Source organism: Modestobacter excelsi, assembly GCF_005930495.1.
Lineage (GTDB): Bacteria > Actinomycetota > Actinomycetes > Mycobacteriales > Geodermatophilaceae > Modestobacter > Modestobacter excelsi.
Genome location: NZ_SJEX01000004.1, coordinates 52,605 through 64,616, shown reverse-complemented (window position 1 = coordinate 64,616; position 12,012 = coordinate 52,605). Strand labels below are relative to the sequence as shown.

General features: G+C 75.0%; 10 protein-coding genes. 7 read left to right on the top strand and 3 right to left on the bottom strand.

Annotation, left to right across the window (positions count from 1 at the left end; translation table 11 throughout):
• Positions 1-300: 300 nt before the first annotated feature.
• Positions 301-714, bottom strand: a complete 414-nt coding sequence (locus tag FHL80_RS02720) for a DUF5318 family protein (protein WP_246078416.1) — start codon at positions 712-714, stop codon at positions 301-303.
• A 168-nt stretch (positions 715-882) separates the two neighbouring features.
• On the opposite strand from FHL80_RS02720, the gene FHL80_RS02715 reads away from it, so the two are divergent.
• The 3 genes from FHL80_RS02715 to FHL80_RS02705 all read left to right on the top strand — a co-directional run bounded on the left by FHL80_RS02715 (position 883) and on the right by FHL80_RS02705 (position 3,466).
• The gene (locus FHL80_RS02715) at positions 883-1,479 is read left to right on the top strand and encodes a PadR family transcriptional regulator (protein ID WP_138731923.1); all 597 of its coding nucleotides are present in this window, start codon (positions 883-885) and stop codon (positions 1,477-1,479) included.
• Between the two features lie 50 nt (positions 1,480-1,529).
• On the top strand, positions 1,530-2,609 hold the full coding sequence (locus tag FHL80_RS02710) for an inositol-3-phosphate synthase (protein WP_138731922.1): 1,080 nt from the start codon (positions 1,530-1,532) through the stop codon (positions 2,607-2,609).
• 77 nt (positions 2,610-2,686) lie between these two features.
• Entirely contained in the window at positions 2,687-3,466 is a 780-nt protein-coding gene (locus tag FHL80_RS02705; protein WP_138731921.1) for a hypothetical protein, read from the top strand.
• 132 nt (positions 3,467-3,598) lie between these two features.
• On the opposite strand, the gene FHL80_RS02700 is transcribed toward FHL80_RS02705, so the two are convergent.
• Positions 3,599-4,267: a YqgE/AlgH family protein gene (locus tag FHL80_RS02700; protein WP_246078415.1), complete on the bottom strand. Its 669-nt coding sequence runs from the start codon at positions 4,265-4,267 to the stop codon at positions 3,599-3,601.
• 98 nt (positions 4,268-4,365) lie between these two features.
• Between FHL80_RS02700 and FHL80_RS02695 the strand changes: the two genes are divergently transcribed.
• Positions 4,366-5,694 carry an MFS transporter gene (locus FHL80_RS02695; RefSeq protein WP_138731920.1) on the top strand — a complete coding sequence of 443 codons (1,329 nt, stop codon included), beginning with the start codon at positions 4,366-4,368 and terminating at the stop codon, positions 5,692-5,694.
• Here the strand turns inward: FHL80_RS02695 and FHL80_RS02690 are convergent.
• The gene (locus tag FHL80_RS02690) at positions 5,669-7,171 is read right to left on the bottom strand and encodes a CCA tRNA nucleotidyltransferase (RefSeq protein ID WP_246078414.1); all 1,503 of its coding nucleotides are present in this window, start codon (positions 7,169-7,171) and stop codon (positions 5,669-5,671) included. The genes FHL80_RS02695 and FHL80_RS02690 overlap by 26 nt on opposite strands.
• A gap of 58 nt (positions 7,172-7,229) precedes the next feature.
• Here FHL80_RS02690 and FHL80_RS02685 point away from each other — a divergent pair, with 58 nt between their 5' ends.
• The 3 genes from FHL80_RS02685 to murJ are packed head-to-tail and all read left to right on the top strand — an operon-like array spanning position 7,230 to position 11,964.
• Positions 7,230-7,706, top strand: coding sequence for an NUDIX hydrolase (locus tag FHL80_RS02685; protein WP_138731919.1), 477 nt, complete (start codon positions 7,230-7,232; stop codon positions 7,704-7,706).
• Positions 7,703-9,997 carry a DUF6049 family protein gene (locus FHL80_RS02680; RefSeq protein ID WP_138731918.1) on the top strand — a complete coding sequence of 765 codons (2,295 nt, stop codon included), beginning with the start codon at positions 7,703-7,705 and terminating at the stop codon, positions 9,995-9,997. The genes FHL80_RS02685 and FHL80_RS02680 overlap by 4 nt, the downstream gene beginning before the upstream one ends.
• A complete protein-coding gene (murJ, locus tag FHL80_RS02675) occupies positions 9,994-11,964 on the top strand; it encodes a murein biosynthesis integral membrane protein MurJ (RefSeq protein ID WP_138731917.1) in 1,971 nt (656 codons plus the stop codon). The genes FHL80_RS02680 and murJ overlap by 4 nt, the downstream gene beginning before the upstream one ends.
• The last annotated feature ends 48 nt before the right edge of the window (positions 11,965-12,012 follow it).

Here is a 12,012-nt window from a genome sequence, read left to right as displayed (position 1 = left end):
CGCCACCGCCGGAGCGGGCCGGGGAGGAGCGGGCCGAGGAAGGGCGGGCCCCGCCGCCGGACGCCGGCCGGCGGGCGGCACCGGCTCCGCTGCTCCCGGACCCGGCGCTGCGGGCCTGCGGTGGGCGGCGGCCCGAGCCGGCGGAGCCGGCCCGGGCGGTCTGGTCGTGGGGAGGCACGCGGTGGCCCCTTCCTGCAGTCGTGGGGGCGGACCGCGACGTGGTCGCAGGCCTGCCGCCCCAGGGTGACGTCTTCAGCTGTGTGCCGCGGCGAGCAGGCGGCGGCGCACGGCCGGGGGCGACTACTCGGTCGCCGCCCGGCGGCGGGTCCTGCGTGGTGCGCGTCCCGGGGCCGGTTCGGCGCCCAGGACGTAGGAGGTGACGAGGTGGTTCCAGCCGCAACCGCGGCACACCTCGACGGCGTACACGGAGAACTCGTCCTGCGCGGCGTCCATCCGGGCCAGTTCGCGCCCGGTCTTCGCCTGCCCCGACACCGGCCCGAGCCCGTCGCCGTAGACGTAGCTCACCAGGGTCAGCCGGTCACGGCGGCAGATCGGGCACGGGGAGTCGGTCACCTCGCCGTGGTACCTCGCCGCCCGGGACAGGTACGGACTCGCGTCGCAGACCTCGAACAGTCCGGTCCGCCCGGCGCGGACCTCGGCCAGCAGCGCGCGCCTCTGCAGCGCGTAGTCCACCACCGACCGTCGTCCGGGCACGGCGCCAATGTACGCAACAGAGCCTCGCTCGGGACCCCTCTCCAGACGTCGACACGGGGCTCGTGGGGCGGGCGTGAGCTGCTCGCCCCCGTTGCGTGGACTGCTGCGCCCAGATGTATCGTACCGATACATCGATCCGGCGACACCGGGGGACCAGGAGGTGGCGCCGTGCTCGAGTTCGCCATCCTGGGGCTGTTGCAGCAGGCCCCCATGCACGGCTACGAGCTGCGCAAGGAGCTCGCCGCCGTCCTCGGTGGCCTCCGGTCGATCTCCTACGGGTCGCTCTACCCGGCGCTCAAGCGGATGCAGGCCGCCGGGCTGATCGCCAGCGACGACCCCACCCCGCGCTCCCTGCTGCCGGCCGACGCCCCAGCGCTGACCGGACGCCGCGGGAAGGTCGTCTACGCGATCACCGCGGAGGGCAAGGAGCGCTTCGCCGAGCTGCTCAGCTCCACCGGCCCGGAGGCCTACGACGACGAGGGCCGCTTCGGCGTCCACCTCGCGTTCTTCCGGCACACGGCGGCCGACGTCCGGCTGCGCATCCTCGAGGGCAGGCGGCGCACCGTCGAGCGGCAGCGCGACCGGCTCATGGACTCGCTGCGGCGCACCCAGGAGAAGCTCGACCGCTACACCCTCGAGCTGCAGCGGCACGGCCTGGACTCCGTCGACCGCGAGGTCCGCTGGCTCACCGAGCTGATCGACAGCGAGAAGGACGACGCCCGGGCCCAGGCCGCGGGCGAACAGACCGCACCACCCAGCACGTGATCGGCACACACAGTCCGGGCCCGGGAGGGCCCGTCGGAGGGAGACAGTCCATGGCATCGGTCAAGGTCGCCATCGTCGGCGTCGGCAACTGCGCCGCCTCGCTCGTCCAGGGGGTCGAGTACTACCGCGACGCGGACGAGTCCGCGTCGGTCCCCGGCCTCATGCACGTCCGCTTCGGCGACTACCACGTCTCCGACGTCGAGTTCGTCGCCGCGTTCGACGTCGACGCCAAGAAGGTCGGCCGCGACCTGTCCGAGGCGATCTTCGCCAGCGAGAACAACACCATCAAGATCTCCGACGTCCCGCCGCTCGGCGTCACCGTCCAGCGCGGCACCACCCTGGACGGGCTCGGCAAGTACTACCGCGAGATCGTCGAGGAGTCCGACGAGTCCCCGGTCGACATGGTCACCGCGCTCCGCGAGTCCGGTGCCGACGTGCTGGTCTGCTACCTCCCGGTCGGCTCGCAGCAGGCGGCGGAGTTCTACGCCCAGGCCGCGATCGACGCGCAGGTCGCCTTCGTCAACGCCCTCCCGGTCTTCATCGCCGGCACCCAGGAGTGGGCGGACAAGTTCACCGCTGCCGGCGTGCCGATCGTCGGCGACGACATCAAGAGCCAGGTCGGCGCCACGATCACCCACCGGGTGCTCGCGAAGCTGTTCGAGGACCGCGGCGTGCAGCTGGACCGGACCATGCAGCTCAACGTGGGCGGGAACATGGACTTCAAGAACATGCTCGAGCGCGAGCGCCTGGAGTCCAAGAAGATCTCCAAGACCCAGTCGGTCACCAGCCAGGTCGACCGGGACATGGGCAAGGACAACGTGCACATCGGCCCGTCGGACCACGTGCCGTGGCTGTCGGACCGCAAGTGGGCCTACGTCCGCCTGGAGGGCCGCGCGTTCGGCGACGTCCCGCTGAGCCTGGAGTACAAGCTCGAGGTCTGGGACTCCCCGAACTCGGCCGGCATCATCATCGACGCCGTCCGGGCGGCCAAGATCGCCAAGGACCGCGGCATCGGCGGCCCGATCCTGTCGGCGTCCTCGTACTTCATGAAGAGCCCGCCGGTGCAGTACGACGACAGCGAGGCCCGCGACGCCGTCGAGGCCTTCATCCGGGGCGACATCGAGCGCTGATCACCGACCAGCACGTCCGGACGGCCCGCCTCCCTGCTCCAGCAGGGAGGCGGGCCGTCCGTCCTACGCTGGCCGCCATGCGCTCCCCCCGTCGTCCCGGTCCGGTCCGGCTGGTCGTGCTGGCGGCCGTCGCGGCGCTCGTCGCGGTGCTGACCGGTTGCAGCGAGGACGAGGCGCCCGACCGCGCACCCGGCGACCCGGTGACCTCCGCGGAGGCCGACGTCCTGTCCCAGGTCCTCTACGCCGACCGCCAGGCCGGCGGCGCGGACTTCGAGGTCAGTGCGCCCTACGCGGAGGGCGCCGTGCTCACCCTGACCGGCGAGGTCGACTTCAGCCGGGACACCGGCCGGGCGCAGGCGGTGACCAGCCACGCCAGCGGGCAGCCCGAGGAGACCCGGACGCTGTTCTTCAGCGAGACCGACCTGTGGCAGGGCGACGTCCCCGGGCTGGCCGACGCGCTGACCGCCGCCGGGCTGCCCGCCGCCACGTACGCCCGGCGACCGATCGTCACCGGCGGCTCGACCGGCACCGCCTCGCTGCTGGACGTGCTGGTGCAGATGGTCACCCGGCTGTCGGCGCGCGCGGCCGACGACCCGCGGTCCTTCGACGCCTACACCTGGGCCGGCTCGCAGTCGGTGAACGGGGAGCTCGCCTCGGTCTTCCGGAGCGGGACCGGGGCGGAGGTCTCGGTGGCCGCGGACAGCGGCCTGCTGGTCCAGTACGTGACCGAGCTGCAGGACTTCGAGGTGACGATCACCCTCGCCGACCACGGGCCGCGGGACATCACGCTGCCGGCCGACACCGACACGGTGGACACCACGCAGCACCCGGAGATCGCCACCGCGCTGGGCATCTGAGCAGAGCCGGGGCGGCTGCAGACGAGACAGGAGGGGGCGGCCTCTTCCCCAGGCCGCCCCCTCCTGCGGCCTCTTTCCTACCAGGTCCACCCGCTCCCGACCAGTGGCACCCGCCCGCCGCAGACCGTCGGCTCAGTTCGCGGAGGGGTCCGCCGGTGCGGTGGACAGCACGGCCAGCCGGCCGGACTGGCGGCGCAGCACCGCGTGCCACAGCTCCGGGCCGGGGACCGTGGCGAGCACGTCGGCCGGGTCCCCCTCCACGCAGGCCCAGGCGCCCTCGGCGAGCTCGACCGCCAGCTGCCCGGCGGACCACCCGGCGTACCCGGCGAACACCCGCAGGCCCTCGATCTCGCCGTCCAGCTCGTCGGGGTCGCCGTCGAGGTCGACCAGGTGCACCCGGCCGGCCACCTGGCGCAGGCCGCTGTCGGGGTCCAGCGGGCCCTCGCCGCTGCGGGTGGCCAGGCACAGTGCCGTGTCGGTCTCGCAGGGCCCGCCGACGTGGAAGACCCCCGGCTCCACGGCCAGCTCCGACCAACCGGGCAGGACGTCGCCGATGCCGACCTCGCTGGGCTGGCCGAGCACGACGCCGATCGTGCCGGTGTCGGAGTGGTCCAGCACGTAGACCACGCCACCGGCGAACGTCGGGTCGGTGAGCGCGGGCATCGCGATCAGCAGGGACCCGGGCCGGACGTCGTCCAGGGAGCCCACGGAGAGGACGGGGACGGCGTCGCGCCGGCGTCGTCCGGCAGCCTGTCCGGCCGGACGACGTTCGGGGTCGGGTGACGAGGGCACCGGGTTCATCGCCTCCCAGTGTGCATCAGCGACGGGCCGGAGGGGCGGTGCAGCGCCCGCCTCCTGCTCGGCTGGCGGTCACGGGGAGGCGACGTAATGTGGCGCGGGTGCAGCATGCGCCCACCACCGTGCGCCACCTGCTCCGCCGCGGGGACTTCCGCAGGCTGTTGCTGACCCGGTTGTCCTCCCAGTTCGGCGACGGCGTCTTCCAGGCGGCGCTGGCCGGCACGGTCCTGTTCAACCCGCAGTCGGCCGCCGACCCGATCGACGTCGCGGCCGGCTTCGCCGTGCTGCTGCTGCCCTACTCGCTCGTCGGTCCGTTCGCCGGGGTGTGGCTGGACCGGTGGAGCCGCCGGCAGGTGCTGCTGGTCGCCAACGTGGTCCGCGCCGTCCTGGTGCTGGCGGTCGCTGCGCTGGTCCTGGCCGCGGTGCAGGGGGTCGGGTTCTACGTCGCCGGGCTGCTGGTCTTCTCCGTCAACCGGTTCGTGCTCTCCGCGCTGTCGGCCGCGCTGCCGCACACCACCGACGAGCCCTCGCTGGTCTCGGCGAACGCCCTGTCGACGACGGCCGGGGCGATCGCGTCCGTGCTCGGCGGCGGTGCGGCGATCGGGGCGACCGAGCTCATCGGCCGAGGTCCCGGGGGCTACGCCACGCTCGCCGTGGCCTCCGCCGTGCCGTACCTGGGGGCCTCGGCGATCGTCTCCGGCTTCCGGCGTCCCCACCTCGGCCCGGACCACCTGACGCTGGCCGCCACGGTGAGCGCCCGGGACGTGCTGCACGGCATGCTCGCCGGCGCCCGGCACGTGGCCGCGCACCCGCCGGCGACGGCGGTGCTCTCGGTCATGGCCGTGCACCGGGTCTTCTACGGGCTGCTGACGCTGATGACCCTGCTGCTGTACCGGAACACCTTCACCGACGGCTCCAGCCTCTTCCCCGGCGGCCTGGCCGGCCTGGCCGAGGTGCTCGCGGCCGGGGCGACGGGCACGCTGCTGGCCGCCGCGGTCACCCCCGCGGCGGTGCGCCGGTGGGGCAAGGCGGCCTGGGTGGTCGGCATGCTCGTGCTGGCCGCGGCCGGCCAGCTGGTGCTCGGTGGGCTGTTCGAGCCGCCCGCCGTCGTGGCCGCCGTCCTGACGCTGGGCTTCGTGGCCCAGGGCATCAAGATCTGCGTGGACACCACCCTGCAGGAGGCCGTGGAGGACGACTTCCGCGGCCGGGTCTTCTCCGTCTACGACACGCTCTTCAACGTCTTCTTCGTGGTCGCCCTGCTGGCCGGGGCCTTCCTGCTGCCGGCGTCGGGGATCAGCTGGCCGCTGCTGGTCGTGATCGGCGCCGGGTACCTGCTCACCGCGGTCGTGTTCGCCCGGTGGGCCCGCGGCCAGGCGCAGCGCGCCGAGCACCCCCCGCTCGCGCTCACCCGCGCGAACGCCACCAGCTGAGCAGCTCGGCCTCGGCCTCCTCGGGCTCGAGGGGCCCGCGCTCGAGCCGCAGCTCCTTGAGGAAGCGCCAGGCCTGGCCGACCTCCGGGCCGGGGGAGATGCCGAGCAGCTCCATGATCCGGTTGCCGTCGAGGTCGGGCCGGATCCGGCCGAGGTCCTCGGCCGCCGCCAGCTCGGCGATCCGCTCGACCAGCGAGTCGTAGGTCGCCGACAGCGCCGCCGCCCGCTTCCTGTTGCGGGTGGTGGAGTCCGAGCGGACCAGCTTGTGCAGCCGGGGGAGGAGGTCGCCGGCGTCGGTGACGTAGCGCCGGACGGCGGAGTCGGTCCACTGGCCGTCGGCGTAGCCGTGGAAGCGCAGGTGCAGGAAGGTCAGCCGGGAGACCGCCTCGACGACGTCCTTGGGGTACTTCAGCGCGGTCAACCGCTTGCGCACCAGCTTGGCGCCGACCACCTCGTGGTGGTGGAAGGAGACCCGGCCGCGGGCCTCGTGCCGGCGGGTGGCGGGCTTGCCGATGTCGTGCAGCAGCGCCGCCAGCCGCAGCACCAGGTCCGGCGACCCCTCCGTGTCGGTGCCCGCTCGCGCTCCCGCCACCTCCAGCGCGATCGCCTGGTCCAGCACGGTCAGCGAGTGCGTGTAGACGTCCTTGTGCTGGTGGTGCTCGTCGATCTCCATCCGCAGCGCGGACAGCTCGGGCAGGACGACGTCGGCCAGCCCGGTGCCGACGAACAGCTCGAGCGCCGCCCGCGGCTGCGGGTTCAGCAGCGTGCGGGAGAACTCGTGCTGCACCCGCTCGGCGGTGATCCGGCCGAGTTCGGGAGCCAGCGACGTCATCGCGGCCACCACCTCGTCGTCCGGCGTGAGCCCGAGCTGGGCGACGAAGCGGACCGCCCGCAGCATCCGCAGCGGGTCGTCGGCGAAGGACTCCACCGCCGTCCCGGGGGTGCGCAGCCGCCGGGCCAGCAGGTCGCCGAGACCGCCGAAGGGGTCGGTGACGGTGCGGTCGGGGCCCAGCGAGACGGCCATCGCGTTGACGGTGAAGTCGCGGCGGGCGAGGTCGTCGACCAGGGAGGTGCCCCAGGCGACCTCCGGGTTGCGGGACTCGCGGTCGTACCGGTCGGCCCGGAAGGTGGTGATCTCCACCCGCTCGCCGCGCACCTCGGCCCCGACGGTGCCGAACGCGATCCCGGTGTTCCACGTGGAACTGGCGAACCCGCGCAGCACCTGGAGGGTCTGCTCCGGTCGCGCGTCGGTGGTCAGGTCGAGGTCACCGGGGGCCACGGGCGCGCCGGTCGACCCGGCGGCGAGCAGGGCGTCCCGCACCGAGCCACCGACGAGGTGGACCTGGTGACCGGCGGCGGTGAAGCGCCGGCCGAGCTCGACCAGCACGGGGGAGACCTCGACCAGGTCGCGCACCGTCTGCTGCACCGCCGGCGGGACGGGCAGGGGCTCGGGACGGCGGGGCGGCTCTGCGGACACGACGGTCGAGGGTAGTGGCCAGCCGGGTACGGGCCGTCGCGCGCGCTACCCTCCTGGCATGGCTGGGACGGGCGGGCGGCAGCGCCCCGGCCGCCGGCTGCGCCGGGTCGACGAGACCTCGGCCGGAGGTCTGGTGGTCGCCGATGACGACGGCACCGGCCCGCGCGCGGCCTTGATCGGCCGCACCGACCGCCGTGGCCGCCTGCTCTGGTCCCTCCCCAAGGGGCACATCGAGGAGGGCGAGACGCCCGAGGACACCGCCGTCCGCGAGGTGGCCGAGGAGACCGGGATCCTCGGCGAGGTGGTCGCCCCGCTCGGGATCATCGACTTCTGGTTCGTCGCCGACGGCCGGCGGGTGCACAAGACGGTGCACCACTTCCTGCTGCGGGCTGTCGGGGGCGCGCTCTCCGACGCCGACGTGGAGGTCACCGAGGTCGCCTGGGTGCCGCTGACCGAACTGGGTGGGCGGCTGGCCTATGCCGACGAGCGCGCGCTGGTGGAGCGCGCGCCGGGCCTGCTGGCCGACAGCGCGTGAGACGGCGGGCCGCCGGCCGCGCCGACGGCCGCCCCTCGACCCCCGCCCTGCTGCTGGTCGCCGGCGCCGCGCTGCTGGCCGGGCTGCCGGCGGCGCCGGCCGCGGCTGCCCCGGCGCCGGACGGTGCACCCGACGGCCGCCCGGTGCAGATCACGGTGGACCGGCTCGAGCCCCGCACCGTCGTCCCCGGTTCCCCGATCGAGGTCAGCGGCACCCTGGTCAACGACAGCACCGAGACCTGGTCGGACCTGTCGGTCCGGGTGCAGCGCGGCGACGTCCTGACCACCCGGGACGCGCTGGTCGGCGAGCTGGCCGACCCCAGCGAGGCGACCACCGTGACGGCGCCCTTCCTCGAGGTCCCCGGCGACCTCGAGCCGGGCCGCTCGCTGTCCTTCGACTACACGACCACCGCGGACGTCCTGCAGCTCACCGCCGACGGCGTCTACCCGGTGCTGGTCAACCTCAACGGCACCCGCGAGGACGGCGGCCCGGAGCGGGTCGGTCAGCTCTCCACCCACGTCGTGGTCGGCCCGCCGCTGCCCACCGCCCGCACCTCGGTGGCCTGGCTCTGGCCGATCACCGACCGCCCGCACCGCGACGCGACCGGCCGGTTCGCCGACGATGACCTGGCCGGCGAGGTGGCCGACGGCGGCCGGCTGGACCGCGTCGTCCGGGTGGTCGAGCAGCTGCCGACGGTCCCCGGCGCCGATCCGGCCGAGACCGACCCGGCGGTCCCGGTGACCCTGGCCGTGGACCCCGCACTGCTCGAGGAGCTGTCGCTGATGGCGGCCGGTCCCTACACCGTCGGGGACGACGACGGCACCGGCACCGCGGACGCCGGGGAGCTGCTCGACCGGCTGCGCGCCGTCGCCGGGGAGCACCCGGTCGTCGCGCTGCCCTACGCCGACGTCGACGCCGACGCGCTGGTGGCCACCGGCCAGTCGGCGGTCGTCACCCGCAGCCTGCCCGGCACGGCCGAGGGCACCGCTCAGCAGCCCGCCGACGACGGGGGTGCGCTGACCCCGGCCGACCCGACCGCCGGCAGCACCGACGGCGCGGCGGGGACCGGCGCGGGAGCGGCGATCGTCCGCGAGGTGCTCGGCGTCGCGCCGCGGACCGACCTGGCGTGGGCGGCCGGCGGCGCGCTGTCCGGCCCCACCCTGGACACGCTGCAGGCCGGCGGGGTGGACATCGTCGTGCTGTCCGACGAGGGCCTGTCCGACGGCGAGCAGGCCGTCGGCGCCGGCGGTGCGCCCGCCGCCGCCCGCAGCAGCCAGCACGCCGCCTCCGGCGACGTGACGACGCTGGTCGCCGACAGCCGGCTCACCGGGATCGTCGCCGAGGCCACCCCCGACTCCGGCGTGGGCCGGCTCACCGAGCAGCGCTACCTGGCCGAGCTGGGGGCGCTGAGCCGCCAGCTGGCCGCGCGGGAGGCCGGCACGCAGCAGACCGTGCTCGTCGCCCCGCCCCGCGCGGTGGACCCGGACCCGGCCGTCGTCACGGCGATGATGGCCGACACCGTCAGCCAGCCGTGGCTGGCGGCCGTCCCGGTGGACGCGCTGACCACCGGGCCGGAGGTGGCCACCGGCGACCTGGTGGCCAGCACCGCCGTCCTCCCGGCCGAGGGGATGACCGAGATCGCCGAGACCTCCCGGGTCCGCGACGACTTCGCGGCCGCCGTCGTCGGCGACCCGGACACCGTGCTCGCCGGCTACGACGCGGCGATCGCCCGGACCGGCTCCGCCGAGTGGCGCGGGGACGACGAGGGGTTCGCCGCCGCCGCGGCGGACCTGCGGGACACCGTCGCCCACCTGCGCGCCCAGGTGACCCTGCTGTCGCCGGTCGACGGCACCTACAGCCTGGCCTCCAGCGACGCCCCGCTGGTGCTCACCGTGCAGAACGACCTGCCGTTCGCCGTCGAGGTGCGGCTGGAGCTGCGCACCCGCGGCAACGTGGGCCTGACGACCGACGACATCGGGGTCACCACGCTGCAGCCCTCCTCGCGCACGCCGCTGCAGGTCCCCGCGCACGTGCGGCAGTCCGGCGGCTTCGCGGTCAGCGCGCGACTGACCACGCCCGGCGGCGGCCCGCTCGGCGAGGCCGTGACGATGCAGGTGAAGAGCACGGCCTACGGCTGGATCACCCTCGGCATCACCTTCGGCGCGGCGGCCCTGCTGGCGCTGCTGTTCCTGCGCCGGGCGGTGCGCTTCGTGCTCAAGCGCCGCCGCGGCGAGCCGGAGGACCAGTCCCCGCTGGACGCCGCCGTGCCGCCCACCCGGAGCCCGGTGTGAGCGAGCCGAGGACCGACGTGCCGGCGGGCGAGCGGCCGCGGCCGGCGGCCCCGCTGCCCCCGCCGCCGTACAAGAACACCACCCCGGTGCCGGCACCGGCGCCGGAACCGGGGCCGCCGGCCGCCCGGCCGCGACCGCTGCCGCCCGTGCCGCCTCCTGCCGCACGGCAGGCACCGCCCGTCGCCGACGCACCCCGCCGGCGCACCGGCCTGCCCCCGGTACCGCCGCCGACCCGGGTGCGCCGGTTCGTGCCCGGGCCCGACGACACCCAGCTCATCCCCGCCTTCCCGCCGGTCCGTCAGGTCCCGGACGAGGAGGACGCCGCGGCGACCGAGCTGCGGGAGGGCCGTCCCGGCGCGAGCGGCGGGATCCTCCGGGCCGCCGGGACCATGGCGGTGGCCACGCTGGTCAGCCGGCTCACCGGCCTGCTGCGCACCGTCGTCATCGCCGCTGCCCTCGGCGTCCTCGCCGTCAACGACGCGTACAACACCGCGAACACGCTGCCCAACCTGGTCTACGAGCTGCTGCTGGGGGGCGTCCTGTCCTCCGTCGTCGTGCCGCTGCTGGTCTTCGCCCAGGAGAAGGACGACGACGGCGGGGTGGGCTACGCCCAGCGGCTGCTGACCATCGCGACCGCCGGGTTGGTGGTGATGACCGGCCTGGCGGTGCTGGCCGCGCCGCTGCTCACCCGGCTGTCGGGGATCGCCGGCGACGACGACCAGGTGGACCTCGCCAACTGGCTGGCCCGGCTGCTGCTCGTGGAGATCGTCTTCTACGGGCTGGGTGCGCTGGCCACGGCGATCCTCAACTCGCGCGGTGTCTTCGGTCCCCCCGCGTGGGCGCCGGTGCTCAACAACGTCGTGGTGATCGCCACCGGGTTCCTGTTCATCGCCGCCAGCGGCCCCGGTGACCTCGGCCCGGCCACGATCAGCGACTACCAGGTGTGGCTGCTCGGCATCGGCACGACCGCCGGCATCGCCGTGCAGTCGCTGGTGCTGCTCCCGCTGCTGAGGAAGGCGGGCGTGCCGCTGCGCCCCCGCTGGGGGCTGCGCGGGACCGGCCTGAAGGAGGCCGGCTCGCTGGGGCTGTGGGTGGTCGGCTACGCCGCCATCAGCCAGGTCGGCGTCATCGTGGCCATGCGGATCGCCAACGCCGCCCAGCGGGACGGCGGGCTGGGCTCCAGCGCGTTCGCCATCGCCAGCCTGCTGTTCCAGATGCCCTACGGGATCATCGGCGTCGCGCTGCTCACCGCGCTGCTGCCCCGGATGAGCCGGGCCGCGGCCCGGCACGACCTCGACGGGGTGGTCGCCGACCTGACCCTGGGCACCCGGCTCTCGGCGACCGGTCTGCTGCCGGTCACCGCGGTGCTGGTGGTGCTCGGCCCGGCGGTGGCGACGGTGGCCTTCGCCTACGGCAACACCAGCGTCGACCAGGCGCACGCCATCGGCGTCGCCCTGGCCTGGGGCGCCTTCGGGTTGCTGCCGATGGCGGTCACCCTGCTGCAGCTGCGCGTCTTCTACGCCATGAAGGACGCCCGCACGCCCACCTTCATCCAGCTGGCGATGGTCGCCGTCCGGGTGCCGCTGCTGCTGCTCGTGCCGGCCGTGGTGGAGCCCGAGCACGTCGTCGCCGGCCTGATGATCGCCACCAGCACCACCTACCTGATGGGCTGGCTGGCCGGCAGCATCGCGCTGCGCCGCACGCTCGGGGTGCGCAGCGGTCCGGACGCCGCCCGCACGGTGGCCCGGATGGCGATGGTCTCGGTGGTCGCCGGGGTGCTGGGCTGGGCTGCGGTGTCGCTGGCCGGCCGGTCGCTCGGCGAGTCGGTGCCGGGGTCGCTCGGGGCCGTGGTCCTGGGTACCGTTGTCATCGGCAGCGCGGTGGTCGCGGGTGCCGTGCTGGTCGGCGTCCCGGAGCTGCGGGACGCGGTGGCCGGCGTCCGGGCGCGGCTCGGGCGCTCACGGTGACGCGGGTGTCCGGCGCCCGACCCGGGGACGCCGTCCCCGGCAACGAGC

Bases quoted from the DNA above. Each gene is read 5' to 3' on its own strand.
- FHL80_RS02710 (WP_138731922.1), top strand. From the start codon at position 1,530: ATGGCATCGGTCAAGGTCGCCATCGTCGGCGTCGGCAACTGCGCCGCC.
- FHL80_RS02705 (WP_138731921.1), top strand. From the start codon at position 2,687: ATGCGCTCCCCCCGTCGTCCCGGTCCGGTCCGGCTGGTCGTGCTGGCG.
- FHL80_RS02700 (WP_246078415.1), bottom strand. From the start codon at position 4,267: ATGAACCCGGTGCCCTCGTCACCCGACCCCGAACGTCGTCCGGCCGGA.
- FHL80_RS02685 (WP_138731919.1), top strand. From the start codon at position 7,230: ATGGCTGGGACGGGCGGGCGGCAGCGCCCCGGCCGCCGGCTGCGCCGG.